Origin of the sequence: Enterobacter vonholyi, assembly GCF_008364555.1 — a bacterium.
Classification (GTDB): Bacteria; Pseudomonadota; Gammaproteobacteria; order Enterobacterales; family Enterobacteriaceae; genus Enterobacter; species Enterobacter vonholyi.
In genome coordinates this window covers 344,617-368,517 of the sequence record NZ_VTUC01000037.1, presented here as the reverse complement: position 1 = coordinate 368,517, position 23,901 = coordinate 344,617, and the positions used below count along the sequence as shown (strand labels likewise).

Sequence of the window (23,901 nt, the reverse complement as noted above, 5' to 3'; positions counted from 1 at the left end):
TTCCGTTATTTTTGCCATATCCAGACAGCGGCCCTGCCACGGCGCGACAAGGGTCTGCCGGGTTTTCGGGGAGATTAGGGTCGCACCGGAAAGGGTAATGGTATTAATGGTGAAGCAGGGCCCGGCGCCGGTAGCCGGCAGCGGTCTGGCGGGCGCGGGGCGAGGAATACCCCGCTCCAGCTCCTCACGCTGTTGCTGGTTCTTTAATAACAGTTCCTCCTGCTGCTGACGCACTGTGTCCCGGTCAGCAGGAGTAAGGGGGGCTGCATGGCTCAGAGAGCAAAAAAATAACGAGCAAAAAAAGGCGGCTTTGCTGTAATAGCACATATAAAAGAATAATTTTTTGATTTTCTTCAGTATGCCAACTCTGGCGCAATAGGGAATAGTCTCAAAAAGAAGGCTACTATAATTGGTAGTAATATTTGCGTTAAGTAAAAAAATAAACTCCGTTATCACGAAGAGCGTCATAACTGTAATTTCTATTATTTATCCTTTGATAAAATATTAACCAATCATCTCAATATTTAGATATAAAGATCAGCTAGCAGTGCAGATAAAATTATCCGTTGTATTCATCGTACTGCAAATTCTTACGGCGCCTGATAGCTCAGTGCTAAATATGGAGGGATGCGTGATAACTTCGTTGAAGCTATCAAAAAAACAGCATGACGATACCTGTATGGAAAAGCGTAGACAGGGTAAAAAGCAGGCAAATGAAAATAACATCATGAAAAGCTGGAGCGGGCGAAGGGAAATCACCCCCGTTCCAAAGATCTCGTAATCCCATGGATTTATTAACAAAAACTTGGTGCATTGTAGGAGGGTTTTGTAGGAGGAACTACAACGTTTTGCAAACAGCTTCACTCCAGAACGCTGATAAGTTTTAGCGCGTCACTTCTGACAGAATCTTGTATTCGCCCAGAGTCAGCGATCAACGTCAAAGCCTCAATACTTAAACCATCCCTGATCACTTTTCGCGCTTTACTGAGACGGCTCCGGCAACTTTTCTTTGTATAACCCTCACGTGAGTGCATTTGCTCAATGATATAAGCGCTTGGTAAATTTGAATCGGCAAAATGATGGTAGTAGTTTACGAAACACTCCATTCCAATAGCCTTAAGGAGGCTGACCAGGGTAACACTACTCGTTATCTTCTCTGGTTGATTCAAAACCTCTTCCACAGGTTCGGGTGGAAGGGTTTGCATAGCCGCTTCATTGACTGAAGCCGAACTCCTGACAATCAAGTCTTCTTTGATGGAACTAACTCGGGGATCAGTAAGAATCGCGCCCTTGAGGTTAACGATATGTGCGTTAACGTGGTCACTATGCCGTGCATAATCTCGTATTACTTCATGTGGGATTTTGTAAGCATCAAGAATGTTGTAAGTCTCATCGAAAATAACCGCGATTAAATAATCAAAATCGGCTGCCTCATAGTTACGCAAGGCACTAAGCTGCCGGGAAGGATTATCCGGCGTAACTCTCCTAGCTTTGATCTGCACTTTCAGGCCATCAGCATCAATGGCATCAGCACCCGCCGACGAATTACTGAGAAGAGTCATACCCAGTGCATTAGAAACCAGCCATTCAGCATAGTCACCAACTGGATTATTCTTGGTGCGAATGACACCTCTAGAACGCAACTGCGTTAAAATTTCGGAATGAAGTGAAAGCAATTCAAGATTATTCAGCGCATTTAGCCAATCATATGATGTTAAATGATTATTTTTCAAAAACACTCTCCATTGCCGAAGTGAAATGCCACTGTAACGCCTACGTAACGCACCTGGATTTTGATGTTTTGTCGACTCTTATAGAAGAGTAAGACTGATTCATAGGTGTCTCATCTTTTGCCAAAGAAGACTGTTCATTAATACAGCATCCAGAATTTATAAACTTACACTTACTTCACTTTCTCAGTTTGCCCCACCGCACTGCCGAAACAATACCCCAGTTGCCACTGGCATTGGGCCTACGCCATTTTGCTGTCTCCATGCTACGGAGATACTCAAGAGCTTCAGAAAACGTGCCAAAACGCTTCTGAGCCGCTTTATCACCTACGCCAAACGAACCATCACGGGTGCTCGCCAAACCGGGGTGAAAACAGGAACCATCGGCTGCGTATGGAACCAACAGTTCCGGGTCGTTATCTTCAGATGAGTCAGACGCTAACAACTGCCACGGCTCAACGCTCAAAGCGTTAGCCAGCACCTCAATCGCGTCCAGAGACGCATTAGAGCCACCACGTTCAATTCTGCTCATATAGCTACGTGCAAACCCACACCGATCAGCAAAGGCTTCCTGGCTCATTCCGGTGGCAATGCGCAGCTCTTTTACTCGTTGTCCAAACAGTTTTCTCAGGGTCATTTTCATGACCTGAATTTGCGCAGATGTCCACTAAAGAGCCACGCTCCAATAGTGACATTTTTAATCAATCCGTTATCATGCGGTTAAAATCACCGCTGGGGTGGATTCTGAGGGATAACAACATGTCAAAAACACGGCTTAGTAAGCCCGGTTTTTCAGCCAAGTCTGTTCTGACCATTATGTTAATCGCTGCGTCATCTGCATCTTATGCAGCAGAAAGCATCGATCAACTGGCGACGCGCATCGGTATGGATCACTTCCGGGAAGCGATCAAAAAGGGTGATCGCAGCGCCTTCAAAACGCTGCCGGTAAAAGGCTATAAAAACGGTCTTACCGGGCTGTTAATCAAAACTAACACTTACGTTAACCCCGAATACAGCTTTGCTGATTGCGATACGGACACCGTTATTGTCTCGGTGCAAGAACACAAAACGCTCCCCGGTTGCCGCATATCTCTAAAGCTAGCGACTAAAGATGCTGACGGTAGCTATCACGATAATGGCATTCGCATCGAATATGGTATTGCGACCGGATCCAAAAAGTTTATCGCCAACAATTCAGCGTGGGCGCAGCATGCCATTACAGGTGATAAGGCGCTGGAAAGCTCGTTGAAGAGAGATGCTAACGATACTGTATGCACTGCATGGTCAACGATGGCAAAAAATATTGCCATCGGGCGAGACGAGCACAACCCAATTTCTGTCTACCAACAACAAATTGAAGATCTCAGAGGCAAACCCGGCATCACTGAGAGTAATATTGTTTTTGCCCATGCCCTTGCTGGCATGGTTTACAAAGACATGGCCGCAAAAAAACCGCAAGAAGTTGAAGCATTGGTTTATCAAACCTGCCAATCAGGTATGTGAAAAATTCAAGATTAATCAAAGATTGCGGTAATAGTTGCTCTGGAAACGCCGTATTCGCGCGCTAAAGCACTGACACTGGTTCCATTATTCTTTTTCTCGGTAATCGCTCTACGGTCTTCTGGGGCGATTCTCGGCGGTCTTCCCAGTTTCTTACCTTCGGCTTTTGCCCGCAACAAACCAGCCTGGGTCCGCTCAATCAGCAGGTCACGTTCCATCTCTGCAACCGCTGCCAGCATTGACAACAGAAGCTTACCCGCAGCGGAGGTGAGATCAGTCGTGCCAAGCTGGTGGACAATAACCTTGATGTTTCGATCTGCCAACTTTCTGACCGTTTGCAGAACATCAATCGCATCACGTCCCAGACGGTCTAGTTTTGCAACTACCAATGTTTCACCATCGCGGATTTTGCTGAGCATTTCAGAAAACGCTTTGCGTTGCACCGCAGGAACCTTCCCGCTAACAACATCAGTAAACCAAAAGTCGAAAGTCCATCCAGCTTGCTCGAGTTCCAGACGCTGGTTCTCAGTATCCTGCTGCGATGTCGAAACACGCCCGTAGCCAAAAATCGCCATAGTCATCTCCTCATCCGGCCCCTGCCGGAAAACGGTGATGAAAATAGGATGGCCTGCCAAAAAAGCCAAGGCTAATTTTCCAACAGTGTTAAAGCGCATGATTGAAAGGTGCCAGAAAACGGTCGTTTGTTGGCGCTTAAAACGGGTGAAGACATGTTAGGCTGAAACCCATCACTTCATAAGGACAACCGAAATGATTAAAGACGCGATTTTTTCACCGTGCGGTAAGTATCGCTACTCGTTATCACGAGTCTGGGACGAATCAAAACCGTATACCCTTTTCATAGGGCTAAACCCTTCATACGCCGATGCTGAGAAGGATGATCACACCTTGAGCCGCTGCATATCGTTTGCCAAAAGCTGGGGCTACGGTGGCGTATACATGGCCAACCTGTTCGCATTCGTTCACACCCAGCGACATGAAATGATGAAAGCGGCTGATCCCATTGGCAAAGATAACGATAGCCACTTGATACGTCTTGTTAGCGGTGCAGGACTGGTTGTCGCCGCATGGGGAAATGAAGGAAGACACCTCAAACGCTCAACGACCGTCCGACAGCTATTGCCAGAGAGCACAATGTGCTTCGTCTTAAACGCTACAGGTGAGCCGAAGCACCCTTTGTATATGAAAAACGACAGTGTTCTCATACCTTTAGGTTAACATCGATAACTGCGTTCAGAATATGAACGCAGCCATATGATATATATGACTTTTCTTTAAAATGATGGTGTGCTAGCTTCTCTCCTGACACCTACCTCATGCGGTAAACCGGTCCGGGTAGGTGGAGATCACCGCTGTTTAGCGGAAGACGTCAGGATGGGAACTCTGCGTAACGTTGATTGTGGTAGGTAGGGCGCGCAAGCGTTTGATGCAGCCAAGCAGAGGGTGAAAGTAGCTATCGGCGGATTCTTGAGTAGCTTCTTTTGCGCATAATGCATCTTTCAAGAAAGGTCGTCACACCACGAGGAAGACTTGATCTTCATCTGGCAAGGGGAACCGAGCAACCTACAGGCTATCTTCTCAGATGGCCTTAGGGTTGATATGTCCGGCTTCCCCCCCGAGGAAGGGTTTACATCTTAAAGAACAAGTTATGTTTTAACATTTTTAACAATTACACTTATCTGCTGTTTGGTGTCTTATGGCGTTCCCGTCAAAAGTAAACCTGCCGTTTTTACCTCTCCTGCGTAACAACCAAACACGAACCAGAAGCTGCTGACGTTCAGCGTGTTCGCGGTGTAAAAGCAGCCAGATAAGCTGGGCGCGAAAAAGTGGATCTCCTAGATCGGCAAACATCCCTCACAGGCATTGCGTTCAAAAACTTCGGATGTGGCAGGCTTCTCCTTATAGAGGCAAACAGCCTCCAAAGTTAAGCAACGCGGTCAAGCTAAAGCTCCCCCAGATTTCTCATTGATTGCTCTATCTCCGCTACCCATTTTTCAGGACAAGGGTAAACTCGGCTTTGGGTGCTGATCCGGTTTGGAGATACGCGGCGGGTTAGCCCATGCAATGACTTAACATGCGCTATCCAGCATGTTTTGACTGTTCCCCCTGTTCGAGATTTAACATCATCAGCAATTTGTCGATAGGTCGCCATAGACGTCTATGCTCCGCTAGTTGATATTTTTCAGCACGATGCCGCATATTCCATCAATGGCAAGGTTACGCTTGTTTCCACTGGCTTCGCCAGAAACTCAATGGCAGCGCCGCTAATTCTGCACCATGATTTCACTACCCCTGAGAAAAAACGCGCCACACAGCTTCCCTGTGCGTCTGAAGGGTTTTGCTGCTTCGGCTTGCGAATAGCTGTCTGCTTAGTAGTAGCTTCATAGGCCAGGTTTACTTTAATCTCTATAAACAAGGAACCGCCCAGTAGCTACCAACGGAGACAACTTTTTGATAACCGTCGAAATACTGCAATACACCTTACGCAAAGGCACCGGAACTGCTTTTCACGCAATCATGCAGGAAATCAGCGTTCCCCTACACCGCCGCCACGGGATCGATGTTGTTTCGTTTGGCAACTCGCTTCATGACCCGGATTGCTATTACCTGATCCGCGCCTTTGACAGTGTTGAAAGCATGGCTGCGGCTCTTGATGCCTTTTATGCGAGTGATGACTGGCGCAATGGCCCACGTCAAGACATCATTGGCAGCATAGAGACCTGCACGAAAACAGTGATCAGCCTCCCGACGGAAAGTGTGAACGGGCTGCGGGTGCAATCGTAGGTCATATGGCTTCACCAAACGCGTTTTGAGCATCTCCAAATTTCGCACTATGAAATCTACAATCCTTAATAAAAAACGCGTCAGAATCGTTCTGAGCGCGTTAGATCAAGAAAGAGAGTCAAGCTGTTGCGGTTCTTTTCGCAATTTCTTGTTGCGCTTCTTTCGCAGGCTGTTACCCGTAGAGGAAGTTAGATCGCTATCACTAAACTTACGGACAATGAGCTTGATACTGCGAAGATATAACGTTTTTTTGGCATATATCAAATTGTTGAACCATAAAACTATCGCAACACATACAAATAATAGAGTATTTTTATTCGTAAAGTCTGTATGAGAAAAAATGGCATAGATATAATAACTCAGGGTTACTACTATGGTGCAAAGCATTGACTTACTTAGAGACTACGGAATTTTCAGAAATTACATCAAGACTGATGCAAAAGATTTTGGAAGGCTTAATTTAATATACGGCTGGAATGGAAGCGGAAAATCAACATTATCATCGCTTTTTGAGCAGATAGAAAACCGTCAGAACACTAGATACCCTAATTCAACCTTTTCTATAAAAACCTTCGAACAAGGAACGATAACAAAAGATAACATTTCCGCAAATAATTTAAATCTGAAAGTATTCAATCAAAGCTTCATAAACAAAAACATTGACTGGAATAATTCAGTAAAAAGTATTTTATTGATAGCTCAGGAAAAAATTGAAGAGAAGAAAAAATTAGAGGAATTGAGAGCATCTTTTGATAAAAAAACAAAGGAGTATGTAAGACGAAAAATAGCGAATGACAAACTTACAGAAGAACTTCAAAAGTTCCTAACGGATGCAGCTAAGAGAACTAAAACCAGCTTGCAAGTCATTGATACCAGTGACTCAAGATTTTTAAGTTATAACAGAACAAAACTTGAAAACTTCATCACGTCAAATGTTGATCTAATAAAAAAAGCAGATTCAATCCTAGATATAAATGAAGTAGCAAGGTTAACTAAAGCAGCAAATCCCACACAAAAACCGGCAATTACAACCAAAACTCCGAGCGTAGACTCTTCTCTACTTAAAAAAGCACAAGATAGGTTAAATGAACTATTTAAACAATCAGTAACAAACAAAGTTATTGAGAGCTTGAAAAACAATCAAGATATACAATCTTGGGTTTTTAGTGGATTGAATTTAAATCTAGGTAGCGATAGCTGTCATTTTTGCGGAAACAAGATTTCACAAGAACGAATCGATGAATTAAACGCACATTTTAATGATGAATACAGAAAGTTTTCAGAAACTCTAGACAAAGCTAAAACATGGTTAACAAGCCAATTCATTGTGTTAGCAAGCAACAGTGATATTGATATTTATGACGAACATAAAGATCTTCTAAAAGAAAAATCATCACTCCTTAAAGATGAGGCTGAAAAAATAAACAGTTACATCAATGAATGGGAGAAAACATTAGATGAAAAAATAACTAACCCATTCAACATTGATCTCTTTGCCATTGAGATACCTAACTCCTTATTTATAAACTTCAATCAAATCGCAACCGAAATTAATAAAATAATAGAAATGCATAATAAAAAATGCAAAGACTTCAAAGAAGAAACTCACAAGGTAAAATCAAAACTTGAGTCACACTATGCAGCATCGGAGGTAAATAGCTTCGATTATTTCAGGAAAATATCAAATCGCGATGCAGAAACAAAAAACTTGCAAACAAATGATAATGACCTAAAAGAAATAAAAGCAGAAATAAAATCCATTGAAGATTCGTTATCAAATGAAACCATAGCAGCAGATATTTTCAATAAGCATCTACACGGTTTTCTTGGTCGTTCAGAATTATCCCTCCAATTTAATAAAGAAAAAAATGGATACGAAATACTCAGAGATAACCAAATTGGGCATGCACCTAATCTTAGCGAGGGTGAAAAAACTGCCATAGCCTTGATTTACTTTATAACAAAACTAACAGAGAATGATAATAAAATCTCCGACAGCATCATTGTTTTCGATGATCCCGTTTCGAGTTTTGATTCAAACCATCTATTTCATTCATATTCATTTATAAAAACGTATTGTAATGATGCAAAGCAACTTTTTTTACTAACTCATAACTTTACGTTTTTCAAATTGGCACGCGACTGGTTCAATACAAACAATAAAAACAGAAAAAGGAAAGAAAAAGTTGAAAACGCATTTTTCTATACCATTGAACCCAGTGCTGTTACGCCTCGCTCATCAGCAATATGTAATGCTGACCCGAGTTTAATTGATTACAACTCAGAATATCATTATATCTTTGATACTTTGTATAAACATAAAGAACATCCTCGACTAACTCGTGAGCAGGCATTCTTTACAGCAAATCTATCTCGTAAATTGTTAGAATCATTTTTAAACTTCAAATACCCAAAACATAGATCAGATTTATCACAACTAATGGATGTTGCTGTAAAAAATTGTATTGCCTTTGATAGCAATAAAAAAGAAAAGGTTTATCGTTTCATTAACAAATATTCCCATAGTGCTGTTATCGAAATGAATGAAGATATTGCTGAAAATTTAATAGGTGAAGGCACAAACGTAATCGGAGATATCTTTTTATGGATAGAAGAAATTGACAAGGTTCATTATGATGAAATGGTAAGTGTTTGTCAGAAAAACTGATAGTTGCATCCCCGCAAATTTTATGTGGGGATGCCATGCTATAACAAAAAATCAAACCAAATAGCTAACAAAAAAACACTCAAACTTATGTTAATTGTTTAAGTTTACGCTCTCTATTTTTTCTTTTAATTTGTAGTGCATCAGCTACCGCAGCTACACCATCTTCGCAAACAAATGGAGTGACTTCCAGTAGCCCCAACGTAACGCTCTCAAGCACAGAAAAAGGGTTCCTAGTGGGTGATCTTTACTATACCAGTTCTTTTCCTCGCAAGAGTTTTTGGACGTGAAAAGTCAATATCCTAGGATTGAAAGCCTCTCTATCAAGCATTGAGTTTAAAACCTTTGGCTTCGGCAAACCCATCCTTACAGTAAGGAAGTGCCACCATTAGTTATCCGCGGTGTTTATCTTCAGGATGCAATTCTGGAAAGGCTTTCTTATGTGAACCAATACCAAAAAACAGTGAGGCAGCACCCAGAACGATCAGCATAAAAAAACCAGATGTCTTGAGGATAAATCGAGAAACAGGATGTTCCCACTCTCTCTCCATCCACCATTCCTCAAACTCAATACGAGCCCAATAGAACTGTTTATGTTTTTGCGTGCTGATCCATTGTTTACCCTTCATACGTCCCCCATAGCCGCTTCGAACTTGATATCACTATACTGATAAAGAATACGCGGTTTAGTTTGCTCATCTCGTTAAATTTCAGCAGTCGCACTATGAGAGCGCCGCAGACTCCTAACCATGATTTTCTACTACCCATGATAAAAACGCGCCTGCGGGCTTCCTGGCGCGTTTGGCATATCCTAGGGTTTATGTCTGCGCCGTGCGTCGATGACCGCCTTGATACCCGCTTGCGAGTCGAACTGTGCAATATCAGGCAAACTGTAGCGAAGCTGCGAAATCACGTCCAATTGCTCTCCCACATCAGCATCCTTACGATAGGTTGTCATCGCGGTGGTGCTGCCGCGAACGTGACCGACAAGCTGCGCAATGGTGCGCTCGTTGCTTTCAAACGCGTCTACTGCGTTAATGAACGTATGACGCAGGGAGTGGAATGTTTTTTTACCGTCACGGGGAAAACCGAGGACTTTGCCAAAGTAGTCTTCGTTAAACCATTTTGAGGCGGCGGCGCGATATCCTTTGATTTTGTTGTGCTTTAACTCAGGGAAAAGACGATCATACCCGGCTGCTTTCAGCGCATCCACATACTCCAGCAGCCCTAGTTCGATAAGTCGCGGATGAATTGGAACCTGACGGATTGCATTCACCGTCTTTAATGATTTATCGCCGCCAGCCTGCGCCTCTTCATCCATCATCTTATCTGGCGCATCAAGGTTAAAATCAATGTAGGCAACGCCGTTTTTATCTTCACGAATATCCGTCAGATAAAGCTGGCAAAGCTCATTGATGCGCCCGCCCACATATAATGCCAGCAGAGGTAACCAGTAGTGAAACGGGCGGAAGCTCGTATAACGACCGTATTGATTGGGCGTTCCCGAGCCTTTCTTAAACCAATCAGCCGAGAAAATTTGCACTAGTTCATCATTGGTGAATAGGTCGCGGCGATCCTGCTCACGCACCATCACACGGCGTTGAGCCAGCACATTATCAGCAGGGTTATCAAAAAGATAACGTTCGCTCTTAGCCCATTTGAGCATTGAACCCAGTGATTCAATATGCCTGCCAATCGCATCTCGGCTCATGACCGGCTGACCATCAGCCAATGCCGTTTCAATCAGCTTATGCGTATCTGAAATCTTGTATTTTCGTCGCATCAAATACAGATTGCCGGGCATACTCTGCATTCTGTTGACGTAGTCCTTCACAACATCACGATCCAGCTCACTCAAGGGCATATCGCCCATGATCTCCGTGAAGTGTTCAATTCTGGAGCGAATTTTACCCTCGCTGGCTAACTTGATATCACCCGTATTTTTGTAGACCAGAAACGCTTTCAGCAATGCTGAAACCGTCATACTCGCATACAACGGATTGCAATACGGATTCATGGTAGCGGCCGCAGGAAGCACTGTTGATGGCACTGTAGAAGCTTTTGGTGAGGTGGTTGATGTCGGTTCCGATTTCGCAATCGCTCTATCCCAGGCGCTACGCAGTTTTTCAGCCTGCACGTTGTTGATGAACAAAGAATTTGCATTCAGCGTAACCCCGGGTAAATCCAACAACCAGAGGGAAAGAGGATTGCCGTTGTTAGCCCTGAATGCCGTAACCTCAACCTCTCGCCCGTTCAGCAATTCAACAAGGGCAAACTGCGGCTGATAAAGCTGCATATAGCCGTTCACCGCAGCCTCAGCACCGTCATACGCAATGTTATTCAAAACGAACCCATGCGTATCAGGATCACGCTCAAGCGTGCTGAAATCATCAATCAGAAAGCCACGCTGGTTCGACACAAGGGCATACAGCGGCACATTGTCTGCCAGAAGATGCTGAACGACAGTCTCAACCCCAACCCCAAATGAATCGCAAAACAATGCCAGGCTGATTTTGCCAGCGCCAGTCAACAATGGGGCATTGCCCCTGATCTTCTCTTTATCCACTTGCCTGAACTCTTCCAGAGACGCATACCACTTCTCCAGCAAACACGCGGCAATAGCTCTGGCATTTGCAAGGTGGGTTGTGCGGGTAGATGCATGAATTTCACGCTGCCCTATCAGGGCGCGATAACGAACCGGAACGGTGATCCGCAGAACATAGATACCACTTGGACGTCGATAAAGATTATCACGCTGCGCCATCGGCTGTATGACCCCTTTGTAGGAGGATCACGAGCGCCGTCACGTATGGTTTAGAAAAAGATAGTGGAATGAATACGTTAGGGGAATTCTGGAGCGGGCGAAGGGAATCGAACCCTCGTATAGAGCTTGGGAAGCTCTCGTTCTACCATTGAACTACGCCCGCTTTGAGGTGCGTAAGGCATTATAGACCTTACACACCTTCATACAAGCCTCTTCACAACTAACCGGCGATTAAATAATCACTTAGCACTTCGGCTTACTGCCGGGCGCAGGCAGATAGCGCTGCGGATCGATGGCCGTCGCCTTATAGCGGATCTGGAAGTGCAGCTTCACTGAATCCGTACCGGTACTGCCCATGGTGGCAATCTTCTGCCCGGCTTTGACGTTCTGCCCGTTGTTGACCAGCATCGTGTCGTTGTGCGCATAGGCCGTGATGTAGTCTTCGCCATGCTTAATCATGATCAGGTTACCGTAGCCGCGCAGCTGGTTACCGACGTAAACCACCTTCCCGGCCCCGGAGGCATAAACCGGCGTACCGCGCGCAGCGGCGATATCAATACCCTTGTTGCCACCTTCAGAGAGTGAGTAAGGGGAGACCACTTTACCGCTGGCAGGCCAAATCCAGCAGCGCTGTCCAACCGGCGGCCATGACGATTGCGGCACCTGATAGGACGGCGTCACTTTGGCGGTTTTGCCTTTCGAAGAGGATTTTTTGCCCGCGGACGATCCGCCGCTAACCTTTAGCTGCTGCCCCACCTCGATGGTGTAGGGCGGAGAGAGATTATTCAGTCGCGCCAGATCCTTCACGCTGGTCCCCGTTGCGCGCGAAATCCGGTACAGGGTGTCCCCGCGCTTAACGGTGTAGACCGAACCGGAATAGCTTCCCGTATCCGAAGATTTGCTCCCTGAACAGCCCGCCAGTAATAGCGTCAGCGTCAGGCAAAAAATAGCGGTAAGGGGTTTTCTCGTCAGGCTTCCTGCAAACAAAACAGATCCTCGGTCAGCGTGAATGGCGCACTATGATAACAGCCAAAACGAATAAGGGTCATGCCCTTTTCCGCTCTACGAGCCAAACCGTTCGTATAAGAATGCAGTATAATGCTTCGGCTGATGGTGCTGAACCACTCGGCATTTTGGCACTGGAGCATCAATGAGTATTCAAGAACACGTTATTTTGGTAAACGACCAGGGAATGGTGATTGGCACTCAGGAAAAATATGCCGCTCACACGTTACATACCCCGCTGCATCTGGCGTTCTCTTCCTGGCTTTTTAACGCAAAAGGGGAATGTCTGATCACCCGACGCGCCTTAAGCAAAAAAGCCTGGCCCGGCGTCTGGACCAACTCCGTTTGCGGCCACCCGCAGTCGGGCGAAGAGACAGTCCAGGCGATAATCCGCCGCTGCCGCTTTGAAGTGGGCGCTGAACTGACCGATATCACCGCCGTCGCCCCTGAATTTCGCTATCGGGAAACCGACCCGTCCGGGATCGTGGAAAATGAAATTTGCCCGGTATTCGCCGCCCGCATCACCAATGACGTGACGATAAACGAAGATGAAGTGATGGACTATCAGTGGGTTGAGCTGGAGGCGTTATTCCGCGCGCTGGACGCGACGCCCTGGGCTTTTAGCCCGTGGATGGTCATGGAAGCGACGGCCGCCCGCGAAGAACTTAAAGCCTTCGCGGCGCAATAAAAAAGCCCCTTTCGGGGCTTTTTTTACATCTTAACGTCTTACTTCACCGGGCGCATCGCCGGGAACAGGATCACGTCACGGATGGTGTGGCTGTTGGTGAACAGCATAACCATACGGTCGATACCAATGCCCAGACCCGCCGTTGGTGGCAGACCGTGTTCCAGCGCGGTCACGTAGTCTTCGTCGAAGAACATCGCTTCGTCGTCGCCTGCCGCTTTCGCGTCAACCTGGTCCTGGAAACGCTGAGCCTGGTCTTCCGCATCGTTCAGCTCGCTGAAGCCGTTACCGATTTCACGGCCGCCGATGAAGAATTCGAAGCGGTCAGTGATTTCCGGGTTCTGGTCATTACGACGCGCCAGAGGAGAGACTTCCGCCGGGTATTCGGTGATGAAGGTCGGCTGAATCAGGTGCGCTTCGGCCACTTCTTCGAAGATCTCGGTCACGATACGGCCCAGACCCCAGCTCTTCTCAACCTTGATACCGATGCTTTCGGCGATCGCTTTCGCAGAGTCGAAGTTATCCAGATCCGCCATGTTGGTTTCCGGACGGTATTTCTTGATCGCTTCGCGCATGGTCAGTTTTTCGAACGGCTTGCCGAAGTCGAAGACTTCTTCACCGTAAGGGACCTGCGTGGTGCCCAGAATATCCTGAGCCAGGGTACGGAACAGAGATTCGGTCAGCTCAATCAGATCTTTGTAATCCGCATACGCCATGTAGAGTTCCATCATGGTGAACTCTGGGTTATGACGAACGGAGATACCTTCGTTACGGAAGTTACGGTTGATCTCGAACACGCGGTCAAAACCACCAACCACCAGACGCTTCAGGTACAGTTCCGGCGCGATACGCAGGTACATGTCCAGGTCCAGGGCGTTGTGATGGGTGATGAACGGACGCGCAGACGCGCCGCCAGGGATCACCTGCATCATCGGGGTTTCCACTTCCATAAAGTCGCGGTTGACCATGAACTGGCGGATACCGGCCATGATCTGGGAGCGAATTTTAAAGGTCTTGCGGGATTCATCGTTAGAGATGAGATCCAGGTAGCGCTGACGATAGCGCGCTTCCTGATCCTGCAGGCCGTGGAATTTGTCCGGCAGCGGGCGCAGGGCTTTGGTCAGCAGACGCAGCTCGGTGCAGTGGATAGAAAGTTCACCGGTCTTGGTTTTGAACAGTTTACCTTTCGCGCCCAGGATATCGCCCAGGTCCCACTTCTTGAACTGCTCGTTGTAGATGCCTTCCGGAAGATCGTCACGGGAAACGTACAGCTGAATGCGGCCGCCAACGTCCTGCAGGGTCACGAAGGAGGCTTTACCCATGATACGACGGGTCATCATGCGGCCTGCAACGGCCACTTCAACGTTCAGCGCTTCCAGCTCTTCGTTCTCTTTCGCGTCGAAGTCAGCGTGCAGTTGGTCTGAGGTGTGGTCACGACGAAAATCGTTCGGGAACGGCACGCCCTGCTCGCGCAGCGCTGCCAGCTTCTCGCGGCGGGTTTTCAGTTCGTTGTTAAGATCGACTACCGCGTCAGCGCCCTGTGCTTGTTGTTCAGACATGTTGGTTCCTCATAACCCTGCTTTCAAACTTGCTTCGATAAATTGGTCCAGGCTGCCGTCCAGCACCGCCTGCGTGTTACGGGTTTCAACCCCGGTACGCAGGTCTTTGATGCGGGAGTCATCAAGGACGTAAGAACGGATCTGGCTGCCCCAGCCGATGTCAGACTTGTTGTCTTCCATCGCCTGTTTCTCAGCATTTTTCTTCTGCATCTCCAGCTCATAAAGCTTCGCTTTCATCTGCTTCATGGCCTGGTCTTTGTTCTTATGCTGGGAACGGTCGTTCTGGCACTGTGTTACCAGCCCGGTTGGAATGTGGGTAATACGCACCGCCGATTCCGTACGGTTAACGTGCTGACCACCCGCGCCGGATGCGCGGTAAACGTCGATACGCAGGTCCGCCGGGTTAATTTCGATATCGATATCTTCGTCAACTTCCGGGTAAACGAACGCGGAGCTGAAGGAGGTATGACGGCGGCCGCCGGAGTCGAACGGGCTCTTACGCACCAGGCGGTGAACGCCGGTTTCGGTACGCAGCCAGCCGTAGGCGTAATCGCCAATGATCTTGATGGTGACGGATTTCAGACCCGCTACTTCACCTTCAGACTCTTCGATAATTTCGGTTTTGAAGCCGCGCGCTTCTGCCCAACGCAGGTACATACGCGTCAGCATGCTGGCCCAGTCCTGCGCTTCGGTGCCGCCAGAACCTGCCTGAATATCGAGATAGCAGTCAGCGCTGTCGTATTCGCCGGAGAACATGCGACGGAATTCAAGCTGCGCCAGCTTCTCTTCCAGCACGTCGAGTTCTGCCACGGCTTCGTTAAAGGTTTCTTCGTCGTCAGCTTCGACGGCCAGCTCCAGCAAACCGGAAACATCTTCCAGCCCCTGGGCCATTTGATCCAGCGTATCTACGATAGCTTCGAGAGAGGAACGCTCTTTACCCAGCGCCTGTGCGCGTTCAGGTTCGTTCCAGACGTCCGGCTGTTCCAGCTCGGCGTTTACTTCTTCAAGACGCTCTTTCTTGGCATCGTAGTCAAAGATACCCCCTAAGAACGTCAGAGCGCTCCGTGAGGTCCTGAATACGGTTTTTTACCGGATTAATTTCAAACATGGTCTGTTTTCTTTTATGGACTTGTCAAAATGCGGTGATAAGAGCGGGATTGTACCGAATCCACGCCCTTTTTTATAGAGATTACTGCCGCTAAATTGGCCAGATATTGTCGATGATGATCTGAAGGGTGCGGTTACCGCGAAACTCGTTGATGTCCAGTTTGTACGCCAGCTCGACCTCGCGCACGCCGTTGTCCGGCCAGATTGAGGTATCGACGTTAAAAGCAATGCCGTCCAGAAGCGGTCCACCGCCCACGGGCTCGACCATCACTTTCAGATGACGTTCGCCGACAATGCGCTGCTGCAGCAGGCGGAATCGCCCGTCAAACAGCGGTTCCGGGAACATCTGCCCCCACGGGCCGGCATCGCGCAGCATTTGCGCCACGTCCATCGTCATCTCAAGCGGTGAAAGCTCGCCATCGGACACCACTTCCCCCTGCAGCAGGGCCGGGTCAATCCAGTCGGTGACCAGCTCGCCGAACAGGCGCTGGAATTCGTCGAATTTCGCCTCTTCCAGCGACAGGCCAGCCGCCATCGCATGGCCGCCGAACTTGATCATCAGACCCGGGTACAGCGTATCGAGACGCTCCAGAGCATCACGCATGTGCAACCCCTGAATTGAGCGGCCAGAGCCTTTCAGCGTGCCGTCGCCCGCGGGTGCGAACGCGATCACCGGGCGGTGGAAGCGCTCTTTAATACGTGACGCCAGAATGCCGACCACGCCCTGATGCCACTCGGGATGATACATCGCCAGGCCGCCCGGCAGCGTATCGCCGCTGCGTTCAAGCTTTTCGCACAGGGTCAGCGCTTCGGCCTGCATTCCCTGCTCAATCTCTTTACGGGTCTGGTTCAGGGCGTCCAGCTCGTTGGCCAGCACGCGCGCCTCACCGAGGTTGTCGCACAGCAGCAGCGCGACGCCAACGGACATATCGTCCAGCCTACCGGCCGCGTTCAGGCGCGGCCCGAGCGCAAAGCCCAAATCGCTTGCCGCCAGCTTGAGCGGGTCGCGGTTGGCGATTTCCAGCAGCGCCTTGATCCCCGGACGGCACTTCCCCGCCCGGATACGGCTCAAGCCCTGCCAGGTCAAAATACGGTTATTGGTATCGAGCGGCACCACGTCAGCGACGGTACCCAGCGCCACCAGATCGAGATATTCGGCCAGGTTCGGTGCGGCAATACCGCGGGATTCGAACCAGCCCTTATCGCGCAGCAGGGTCCGTAACGCCAGCATCAGATAAAACGCCACGCCCACGCCTGCGAGGGATTTCGATGGGAAATCGCAGTCGCGCAGGTTGGGGTTAATAATCGCTTCCGCTGCGGGCAGCGTTTCTCCCGGCAGGTGGTGATCGGTAACCAGCACCGGGATCCCCAACGCGTGGGCATGATCGACCCCAGCATGGGAAGAGATCCCGTTATCGACGGTCATGATCATCTGCGCACCCCGGGCGTGGGCCTGATCGACCACTTCCGGGCTGAGTCCGTAGCCGTCTTCAAAACGGTTCGGCACCAGATACGTGACGTTATCGCAGCCCAGCGCGCGCAGGCTGAGCACGCTCAGCGCGGTGCTGGTTGCGCCGTCGGCGTCGAAATCCCCTACCACCACAATCCGCGTTCCTTCACGAAGGGCGTTGTAGAGCATCTCAGTGGCTTTTTCGATACCGCTCAGCTGCTGCCAGGGCAGCATCCCTTTCACGCTGCGTTCAAGATCTTCAGCGCTACGCACGCCGCGACTGGCGTAGAGGCGCTTAAGCAGCGCCGGGAGATCGTCTGGCAAATCAACCGGTTCAACCGCCTCGCGGCGGCGCAATTTTATCGGGGCTTTCACGCGGATTATTTACCACCAAACTGTTTCTGGTGCGCGTCAAGGAACTCTTTCATCTCTTTCGGTCCCTGATAGCCCGGAACGACATAGCCATTGCTCAGGACAATCGCTGGCGTCCCGCTCACGCCAAACTGCACGCCCAGCGCGTAGTGGTTAGCAATGTCGATATCGCAGGAGGCTGGCTTAACCTCTTTTCCGCTCATCGCATCATCAAAGGCTTTGTTGCGGTCTTTCGCACACCAGATGGCCTTCATGTCCTGCTCTGGCTGGCTCTGCACACCCGCGCGAGGGAAGGCAAGATAGCGCACGGTAATGCCCAGCGCGTTGTAGTCTTTCATCTCTTCATGCAGCTTGTGGCAGTAGCCGCAGGTGATGTCGGTGAAGACGGTAATGACGTGTTTTTCCTGCGCCGCCTTATAGACGATCATCTCTTTTTCGAGCGCGTTCAGGTTTTTCATCAGCAGCTGGTTGGTCACGTTGACCGGCTGCGCGCCGCTCACGTCGTACATTGGCCCCTGAATAATGTGTTTGCCGTCTTCAGTGACGTACAGCACGCCGCTGTTGGTCAGTACTGTTTTCATGCCAGCGACCGGCGCAGGCTGAATATCGCTTCCGGTGACGCCGAGCTTAGCCAGCGACTGTTTGATGGCGGCGTCGTCCGCATGGGCGAAACCAGTAAAGGAGGCTGCCAGCAGGGTGAACAGCGCGAAAGACTTTTTCATATGTGATCCTGTTACAATTCGTCGGCACTCACGCTCGAGGGTGGTGCTGTTGGTGTAGCTGCCGCAGGCGTTCCGTCGCGACATGGGTGTAAATTTGCGTCGTGGAAAGATCGCTGTGTCCCAGCAGCATCTGCACCACGCGTAAATCAGCGCCGTGGTTGAGCAGATGCGTCGCGAAGGCGTGACGCAATACGTGCGGCGAAAGCTTTTCACTGTCGATACCCGCCAGTGTGGCGTAATGCTTGATGCGATGCCAGAACGTTTGTCGCGTCATCTGCTGTGCGCGCTGGCTAGGAAACAGGACATCGATAGACACGCCGTTGAGCAACCACGGACGGCCATGCTCCAGATACGTTTCCAGCCAGTAAACCGCCTCTTCGCCCAGCGGAACCAGCCTTTCCTTATTGCCTTTACCGATGACGCGCACCACGCCCTGACGCAGGCTGATGTCGCTCATCGTCAGGCCAACCAGTTCCGAAACGCGCAGGCCGGTAGCATACAATAGCTCAAGCATGGCTTTATCGCGTAACTCCAGCGGCAGGTCAACTGCCGGTGACTGTAATAATCTCTCAACTTGCGCTTCGCTGAGATCTTTCGGCAGCCGCTGCGGGAGCTTAGGGGATGCCAGCAGCGCGCTGGGATCGTCCTGGCGAATCTTCTCACGGTAGAGATGCTGGAAAAGCCGACGCATGGCGCTGAGCAAACGCGCGGAACTGGTGGCTTTGTACCCCCCTTCTACACGTTCACCGAGCAGCGCCTGCAGGTCGTCGCTTTGCGCGCTCGCCAGCGAGAGCTGCCGACGGGCCAGCCACTCCACCAGCATGGTAAGATCGCGCCGGTAGGCGCTGAGCGTATTCTCGGCCAGGTTTTTTTCCAGCCACAGCGCGTCGAGAAACTGTTCAACGAGTGCGAGATCCTTTTCCACATCAGCCCCTTTGATTCTGCAGTCAGGCCATTATGCCTGATTGTGACCGGTTTCTGGTACACTACGCGCAAAGTCAACGCAAGAAATGAGATAGTTACGCGATGAATATTGGTCTGTTCTATGGTTCCAGCACCTGCTACACCGAAATGGCGGCAGAGAAAATTCGCGACATCATTGGCCCGGAACTGGTGACGTTGCATAACCTGAAAGATGACGCGGTCGCGCTGATGGAACAGTACGATGTACTGATCCTCGGCATCCCAACCTGGGATTTTGGTGAGATACAGGAAGACTGGGAAGCCATCTGGGATCAACTTGATTCAGTCAATCTCGACGGCAAAATCATTGCCATGTACGGCATGGGAGATCAGCTGGGTTACGGGGAGTGGTTCCTGGACGCGCTTGGCATGCTGCACGACAAACTGGCGCCGAAAGGGGTGTCGTTCATCGGCTACTGGCCAACCGAAGGTTACGAGTTCACCAGTAAAAAGCCGATTATTGCCGACGGCGAGCTGTTTGTTGGACTCGCGCTGGATGAAACCAACCAGTACGATCTCAGCGATGAGCGCCTGCAAACCTGGTGCGAGCAGATTTTGGGCGAAATGGCTGAAAAGTTTAGCTAACGCGTATTATCCCTGCGTCGTCTGTTGCAATAGCATCCGGCGCAGGTCTCGCCACTCGGCAGCATCCATACTGTCAGCCGCCAGCCAAAGATGCTGGCAACGCCCGCCGTCCACCTTGCGTAACCGTAACATCATGCCGCAGTTGAGCATCCAGGGCATACCGAGGATATCCCACTCTTTACCCTGCCAGCGCAGGCGGGAATCCATCAGTAATTTGATCTCTCCCTGACGGGCATTAATTCGACGCTGGCTGCGTACGCTGTCAAAAACGACAAACGAGAGTAACAGCAGCCACAGCGGCGTATAGCTTAACGGCCACGGCATCAGTAACACAAAGGCCGCAACCAGGCCGTGGAGCAATAAAGACATCCACTGCGAGCGCCACGAGACGCGAAGATCAGATTGCCACAGGACCACGTTCCCGATTCCGTGTTTGAATTAATTGCACCATCCGTTGCAACTCGGTATCGGCGGGTTTGCCGTGGTTCATCAGCCAGTTGAATAAATCTGGATCGTCAGACTCAAGCAGGCGAACAAACAGATGCTTATCATCGTCGCTTAAGGTGTCATACTCATATTCGAAGAAAGGCATGATGGAAATATCAAGTTCACGCATTCCGCGACGGCACGCCCAGTGAATACGGGCCTTGTTGTTAATATCCATGTTCAGTTTCCTGCATTACGTTTGGCACAGTCGATCCCCCGTTCAGTGTTCTTTATTTCTCTACGGGGACACCAGCTAGTGTAACGTGTTTTTGACCGTTTCATTACTGGAATATTGCGATCGCCGAGCAGGCTTCCCGAATAACCCCTACAAAGACAGCGGATTACATTATTTTGCGTAGCGTTACGCATAACCGGTTTAGGGCACAAATGGCCCGTTGAAAGCGCTTGCATTGCCTGCAGGCTCTTTTACCATTAGGCATTATCAAAGCGTTAAGCAATTCAGGATCTCGTTATGGCATTTACACCATTTTCTCCTCGCCAGCCCGCCGCCTCTGCGCGTCTGCCGCTGACGCTTATTTCTCTTGATGACTGGGCGCTGGCGACGCTCACCGGTGCCGACGCCGAAAAATATCTGCAGGGCCAGGTGACCGCCGACGTCAGCCAGATGACCGAACACCAGCACCTGCTGGCCGCGCATTGCGACCCAAAAGGCAAAATGTGGAGCAACCTGCGTCTCTTCCGCCGTCAGGATGGCTTTGCTTTTATTGAGCGCCGCAGCCTGCGTGACGCCCAGCTCAAAGAGTTGAAAAAGTACGCGGTCTTTTCCAAAGTCACTATCGCCCCGGACGACGAACATGTCCTGCTGGGTGTGGCCGGCTTCCAGGCACGTGCGGCGCTGAAAAATCTCTTCAGCGAACTGCCGGATGCCGAAAAGCAGCTCGTCAGCGAAGGCGCCACCTCTATCCTGTGGTTTGAACATCCGGCAGAGCGTTTTCTGTTAGTCACGGATGCCGAAACTGCCGAGCGCATCACCGAGGCGCTGCGCGGCGAAGCACAGCTTAACAACAGTCAGCAGTGGCTGGCGCTGAACATCGAAGCGGGTCTGCCGGTAATTGACGCAGCAAACAGCGCACAGTTTATTCCTCAGGCAACCAACCTGCAGGCACTGGGCGGCATCAGTTTTAAAAAAGGCTGTTACACCGGCCAGGAGATGGTCGCGCGTGCAAAATTCCGCGGGGCAAACAAACGTGCGCTGTGGACACTCGCGGGACATGCCAGCCGCGTCCCTGAAGCGGGTGAAGATTTAGAGCTGAAGATGGGTGAAAACTGGCGCCGTACCGGCACCGTATTAGCCGCCGTACAGCTGGATGATGGACGTCTTCTGGTGCAGGCCGTTATGAATAATGACATGGAAGCCGACAGCGTGTTCCGCGTGCGTGACGATGCGAATACGCTGAGTATTGAGCCGCTGCCATATTCACTGGAAGAGTGATGCTGTATCGCCCGGTGGCGCTGCGCCTACCGGGCCTACTTATCCCGTAGGTCGGGTAAGGCGAAGCCGCCACCCGACGAAAAACTACGCCTGCCCCACATACAAATAAATCGCCAAAAAGTGGCATACGCTGCCGCCCAGCACAAAGCCGTGCCAGATGGCATGGTTGTAAGGAATGCGCTTGCAGACGTAAAAAATCACGCCGAGCGAGTACACCACACCGCCTAAGGCCAGAAGCGTTACGCCCCCTACCGACAGTTTGACCGCCAGTTGATACACCACAATCAGCGACAGCCAACCCATGGTCAGATAGGTGACCAGCGACAGCACCTTAAAGCGGTGCGCGATGGTCAGCTTAAACAGGATCCCCAGCAGTGCCAGGCTCCAGATAACAATCATCAGGCCACGCGACAGCGGCGAGTTGAGCCCCACCAGCAAAAATGGCGTGTAGGTGCCTGCAATAAGAAGATAGATAGCGCAGTGGTCAAATTTCTTGAGCCACATCTTGGCCCGCTGATGCGGGATCGCGTGATACAACGTCGAGGCCAGGAACAGCAGGATCATACTCCCGCCATACAGGCTGTAGCTGGTAATGGCCATCGCGCTGGCATTAGCGTCCACCGCCTGCACCAGCAATAAGACTAAACCGACAATCCCAAACACCAGGCCAATGCCGTGGCTGATGCTGTTGGCTACTTCCTCAGCCAGCGAATATCCCTGTGCGATTAATGGTCTGCTCACCATACAAAACTCCGGGAAAACAAAAGATGATTATTCATCGCATCACTATGCTAACTGAGAATGATTCCAGTGAACACATGTTAGCTAAAATAAAGTTAAACATAACGTTTCTAAATTACAATCAGACAGTTACACTTTAATTTCAGCTAACGCACGTTTCGATTTTAATTATAAACATTTAAAATCAATCACATAAAACTGGTTCTGCCTGGGGTAGATCTCTGCGATCACGCTTTTCAATTCATCCAGGGTCATGTTCTCCTGTTCAGCATGTTTTTGCGTCAATGTGGCGAACGTAACGGTTGACGTTCCCGTTACTTCGATGGTGCAAAAATAACCATCATCCTCATAACGTCCCACCCGCAGGATATCGCCGGTTTTGAAATGGGATTCACTTTTATCCCGGATAGTGATGGTTTTACGCCCGGCCAGAATGTCGTTCTGAAAGCGCTGAAAAAAAGTGATGTCGTTTGGCTGCATGTTATTATTCCCTGAAGAAAAGTCTGATGAGTGAGTGTAGTCATTGTGAGCATGTTCTCCCATTCCGCCATTGCCAGTCTCAATAACCTGGAGATGATGGTCTACAACTATGTCATAAAAAATCGTGACAAAGTGATGTACATGACCATCCGCGAGCTGGCGGATGCGGCAGACGTCTCAACCACCACTATCCTGCGCTTTTGCCGCAAGCTTAACTGCGAAGGATATTCTGAATTCCGCGTGCGCTTTAAGCTTTATCTTGAACAGAACGAGCCCCAGCAGGCGAACTTCGGCGCCAGCGAAATAATCAGCTTTTTTAAAAGCGTGAATAATGAAGAGTTCGACGCGTTATTGGATAAGGCGGTCGATATTATTTTATCTTCCGAGCGAATTATATTTGTCGGTGCCGGGACATCAGGCTCGCTGGCAAAATATGGCGCACGTTTCTTTTCTAATATTGGGAAATTCAGTAACCATATTGATGACCCTTATTTCCCGGTCACGAATGACATGGCAAAAAATGCGCTGGCGATTGTGCTCTCCGTCTCGGGCGAGACCGAGGAGATCCTGCGCTTCGCCAGCCAGTTCAGCCTGCATCACTGTAAGGTGCTCTCCATTACCAGCCACGAGCACTCGCGCCTGGCAAAACTGGCGGACTTTAATCTCTCCTGGCATGTTCCTCAGACGCGAATTGCGGGCGTCTACGATATAACCACGCAAATTCCCGTCATCTATATTCTGGAATCTCTCGGCCGTAAGCTGGCGAAGAAACTTACAGAATAAAACACCCTGTTTTTTTGATGTGACAAATCACATTTACCGTAAATTGTTA

22 protein-coding genes, 1 tRNA gene and 2 pseudogenes are annotated in these 23,901 nt (G+C 49.6%); 8 read left to right on the top strand and 17 right to left on the bottom strand.

What is annotated here, in order from left to right:
• The 3 genes and pseudogenes from F0319_RS20680 to F0319_RS20670 form a co-directional block, all read right to left on the bottom strand.
• Positions 1-234: pseudogene (locus tag F0319_RS20680) on the bottom strand (POTRA domain-containing protein); the annotation flags it as partial.
• Positions 235-860: 626 nt separating this feature from the next.
• Complete coding sequence (locus F0319_RS20675; RefSeq protein WP_240168124.1) at positions 861-1,739, bottom strand: DUF6998 domain-containing protein; 879 nt, start codon at positions 1,737-1,739, stop codon at positions 861-863.
• A 169-nt stretch (positions 1,740-1,908) separates the two neighbouring features.
• Positions 1,909-2,367: a helix-turn-helix domain-containing protein gene (locus F0319_RS20670; protein WP_023344848.1), complete on the bottom strand. Its 459-nt coding sequence runs from the start codon at positions 2,365-2,367 to the stop codon at positions 1,909-1,911.
• A gap of 122 nt (positions 2,368-2,489) precedes the next feature.
• Between F0319_RS20670 and F0319_RS20665 the strand changes: the two are divergent.
• Positions 2,490-2,978 (top strand): annotated as a pseudogene (locus F0319_RS20665) (hypothetical protein); the annotation flags it as partial.
• 266 nt (positions 2,979-3,244) lie between these two features.
• Here the strand turns inward: F0319_RS20665 and F0319_RS20660 are convergent.
• Positions 3,245-3,805, bottom strand: a complete 561-nt coding sequence (locus tag F0319_RS20660) for a recombinase family protein (RefSeq protein ID WP_123007250.1) — start codon at positions 3,803-3,805, stop codon at positions 3,245-3,247.
• 193 nt (positions 3,806-3,998) lie between these two features.
• Between F0319_RS20660 and F0319_RS20655 the strand changes: the two genes are divergently transcribed.
• From F0319_RS20655 to F0319_RS20640, 3 genes are all read left to right on the top strand, one after another.
• Positions 3,999-4,466 carry a DUF1643 domain-containing protein gene (locus F0319_RS20655; protein WP_097470193.1) on the top strand — a complete coding sequence of 156 codons (468 nt, stop codon included), beginning with the start codon at positions 3,999-4,001 and terminating at the stop codon, positions 4,464-4,466.
• A 1,233-nt stretch (positions 4,467-5,699) separates the two neighbouring features.
• Positions 5,700-6,032: an NIPSNAP family protein gene (locus F0319_RS20645; protein WP_149367676.1), complete on the top strand. Its 333-nt coding sequence runs from the start codon at positions 5,700-5,702 to the stop codon at positions 6,030-6,032.
• 373 nt (positions 6,033-6,405) lie between these two features.
• On the top strand, positions 6,406-8,700 hold the full coding sequence (locus F0319_RS20640) for an AAA family ATPase (protein WP_149367675.1): 2,295 nt from the start codon (positions 6,406-6,408) through the stop codon (positions 8,698-8,700).
• 389 nt (positions 8,701-9,089) lie between these two features.
• Here the strand turns inward: F0319_RS20640 and F0319_RS20635 are convergent, their stop codons facing one another.
• The 4 genes from F0319_RS20635 to actS form a co-directional block, all read right to left on the bottom strand.
• Positions 9,090-9,326, bottom strand: a complete 237-nt coding sequence (locus F0319_RS20635; RefSeq protein WP_097470197.1) for a hypothetical protein — start codon at positions 9,324-9,326, stop codon at positions 9,090-9,092.
• A gap of 182 nt (positions 9,327-9,508) precedes the next feature.
• Positions 9,509-11,461: a site-specific integrase gene (locus F0319_RS20630; RefSeq protein WP_149367674.1), complete on the bottom strand. Its 1,953-nt coding sequence runs from the start codon at positions 11,459-11,461 to the stop codon at positions 9,509-9,511.
• Between the two features lie 89 nt (positions 11,462-11,550).
• A tRNA-Gly gene (locus F0319_RS20625) sits at positions 11,551-11,624 on the bottom strand.
• Between the two features lie 80 nt (positions 11,625-11,704).
• Entirely contained in the window at positions 11,705-12,448 is a 744-nt protein-coding gene (gene actS, locus F0319_RS20620; RefSeq protein ID WP_149367673.1) for an amidase activator ActS, read from the bottom strand.
• A 163-nt stretch (positions 12,449-12,611) separates the two neighbouring features.
• Between actS and idi the strand changes: the two genes are divergently transcribed.
• A complete protein-coding gene (gene idi, locus F0319_RS20615; RefSeq protein WP_111963199.1) occupies positions 12,612-13,154 on the top strand; it encodes an isopentenyl-diphosphate Delta-isomerase in 543 nt (180 codons plus the stop codon).
• Positions 13,155-13,192: 38 nt separating this feature from the next.
• Here the strand turns inward: idi and lysS are convergent, their stop codons facing one another.
• The 5 genes from lysS to xerD all read right to left on the bottom strand — a co-directional run bounded on the left by lysS (position 13,193) and on the right by xerD (position 19,286).
• Complete coding sequence (gene lysS, locus F0319_RS20610; protein WP_021242046.1) at positions 13,193-14,710, bottom strand: lysine--tRNA ligase; 1,518 nt, start codon at positions 14,708-14,710, stop codon at positions 13,193-13,195.
• A 9-nt stretch (positions 14,711-14,719) separates the two neighbouring features.
• A protein-coding gene (gene prfB, locus F0319_RS20605; protein WP_096151315.1) for a peptide chain release factor 2 occupies positions 14,720-15,818 on the bottom strand; the annotation gives its coding sequence in 2 pieces (ribosomal slippage) (positions 14,720-15,742 and positions 15,744-15,818; 1,098 coding nt in all).
• Between the two features lie 90 nt (positions 15,819-15,908).
• Entirely contained in the window at positions 15,909-17,642 is a 1,734-nt protein-coding gene (gene recJ, locus F0319_RS20600; RefSeq protein ID WP_149367672.1) for a single-stranded-DNA-specific exonuclease RecJ, read from the bottom strand.
• Between the two features lie 5 nt (positions 17,643-17,647).
• Positions 17,648-18,361 (bottom strand): bifunctional protein-disulfide isomerase/oxidoreductase DsbC, encoded by a 714-nt coding sequence (dsbC, locus tag F0319_RS20595; RefSeq protein ID WP_149367671.1) that lies wholly within the window; start codon positions 18,359-18,361, stop codon positions 17,648-17,650.
• Between the two features lie 28 nt (positions 18,362-18,389).
• Entirely contained in the window at positions 18,390-19,286 is an 897-nt protein-coding gene (xerD, locus tag F0319_RS20590) for a site-specific tyrosine recombinase XerD (RefSeq protein ID WP_111963202.1), read from the bottom strand.
• Positions 19,287-19,387: 101 nt separating this feature from the next.
• On the opposite strand from xerD, the gene fldB reads away from it, so the two are divergent.
• Positions 19,388-19,909 (top strand): flavodoxin FldB, encoded by a 522-nt coding sequence (fldB, locus tag F0319_RS20585; RefSeq protein WP_008499710.1) that lies wholly within the window; start codon positions 19,388-19,390, stop codon positions 19,907-19,909.
• 6 nt (positions 19,910-19,915) lie between these two features.
• Here fldB and F0319_RS20580 read toward each other — a convergent pair whose 3' ends face one another.
• Together F0319_RS20580 and sdhE are read right to left on the bottom strand one after the other, a co-directional pair.
• A complete protein-coding gene (locus F0319_RS20580; protein ID WP_021242050.1) occupies positions 19,916-20,326 on the bottom strand; it encodes a protein YgfX in 411 nt (136 codons plus the stop codon).
• Positions 20,307-20,573 (bottom strand): FAD assembly factor SdhE, encoded by a 267-nt coding sequence (gene sdhE, locus F0319_RS20575; RefSeq protein ID WP_149367670.1) that lies wholly within the window; start codon positions 20,571-20,573, stop codon positions 20,307-20,309. The genes F0319_RS20580 and sdhE overlap by 20 nt, the downstream gene beginning before the upstream one ends.
• A gap of 294 nt (positions 20,574-20,867) precedes the next feature.
• Here sdhE and ygfZ point away from each other — a divergent pair, with 294 nt between their 5' ends.
• A complete protein-coding gene (gene ygfZ, locus F0319_RS20570; protein ID WP_149367669.1) occupies positions 20,868-21,848 on the top strand; it encodes a tRNA-modifying protein YgfZ in 981 nt (326 codons plus the stop codon).
• Between the two features lie 84 nt (positions 21,849-21,932).
• Here the strand turns inward: ygfZ and trhA are convergent, their stop codons facing one another.
• Entirely contained in the window at positions 21,933-22,592 is a 660-nt protein-coding gene (gene trhA / locus F0319_RS20565) for a PAQR family membrane homeostasis protein TrhA (protein ID WP_149367668.1), read from the bottom strand.
• A 165-nt stretch (positions 22,593-22,757) separates the two neighbouring features.
• Positions 22,758-23,069 (bottom strand): N(4)-acetylcytidine aminohydrolase, encoded by a 312-nt coding sequence (yqfB, locus tag F0319_RS20560; protein WP_111963205.1) that lies wholly within the window; start codon positions 23,067-23,069, stop codon positions 22,758-22,760.
• 51 nt (positions 23,070-23,120) lie between these two features.
• Here yqfB and F0319_RS20555 point away from each other — a divergent pair, with 51 nt between their 5' ends.
• Positions 23,121-23,852, top strand: a complete 732-nt coding sequence (locus F0319_RS20555; protein ID WP_032660101.1) for a MurR/RpiR family transcriptional regulator — start codon at positions 23,121-23,123, stop codon at positions 23,850-23,852.
• Positions 23,853-23,901 lie beyond the last annotated feature (49 nt).

Excerpts from the sequence above, each read along its gene's own strand:
- F0319_RS20670 (WP_023344848.1), bottom strand. The coding sequence starts at position 2,367 with ATGACCCTGAGAAAACTGTTTGGACAACGAGTAAAAGAGCTGCGCATT.
- F0319_RS20660 (WP_123007250.1), bottom strand. The coding sequence starts at position 3,805 with ATGGCGATTTTTGGCTACGGGCGTGTTTCGACATCGCAGCAGGATACT.
- F0319_RS20655 (WP_097470193.1), top strand. The coding sequence starts at position 3,999 with ATGATTAAAGACGCGATTTTTTCACCGTGCGGTAAGTATCGCTACTCG.
- F0319_RS20640 (WP_149367675.1), top strand. The coding sequence starts at position 6,406 with ATGGTGCAAAGCATTGACTTACTTAGAGACTACGGAATTTTCAGAAAT.
- F0319_RS20635 (WP_097470197.1), bottom strand. The coding sequence starts at position 9,326 with ATGAAGGGTAAACAATGGATCAGCACGCAAAAACATAAACAGTTCTAT.
- F0319_RS20630 (WP_149367674.1), bottom strand. The coding sequence starts at position 11,461 with ATGGCGCAGCGTGATAATCTTTATCGACGTCCAAGTGGTATCTATGTT.
- idi (WP_111963199.1), top strand. The coding sequence starts at position 12,612 with ATGAGTATTCAAGAACACGTTATTTTGGTAAACGACCAGGGAATGGTG.
- lysS (WP_021242046.1), bottom strand. The coding sequence starts at position 14,710 with ATGTCTGAACAACAAGCACAGGGCGCTGACGCGGTAGTCGATCTTAAC.
- dsbC (WP_149367671.1), bottom strand. The coding sequence starts at position 18,361 with ATGAAAAAGTCTTTCGCGCTGTTCACCCTGCTGGCAGCCTCCTTTACT.
- fldB (WP_008499710.1), top strand. The coding sequence starts at position 19,388 with ATGAATATTGGTCTGTTCTATGGTTCCAGCACCTGCTACACCGAAATG.
- sdhE (WP_149367670.1), bottom strand. The coding sequence starts at position 20,573 with ATGGATATTAACAACAAGGCCCGTATTCACTGGGCGTGCCGTCGCGGA.
- ygfZ (WP_149367669.1), top strand. The coding sequence starts at position 20,868 with ATGGCATTTACACCATTTTCTCCTCGCCAGCCCGCCGCCTCTGCGCGT.
- trhA (WP_149367668.1), bottom strand. The coding sequence starts at position 22,592 with ATGGTGAGCAGACCATTAATCGCACAGGGATATTCGCTGGCTGAGGAA.
- yqfB (WP_111963205.1), bottom strand. The coding sequence starts at position 23,069 with ATGCAGCCAAACGACATCACTTTTTTTCAGCGCTTTCAGAACGACATT.
- F0319_RS20555 (WP_032660101.1), top strand. The coding sequence starts at position 23,121 with ATGTTCTCCCATTCCGCCATTGCCAGTCTCAATAACCTGGAGATGATG.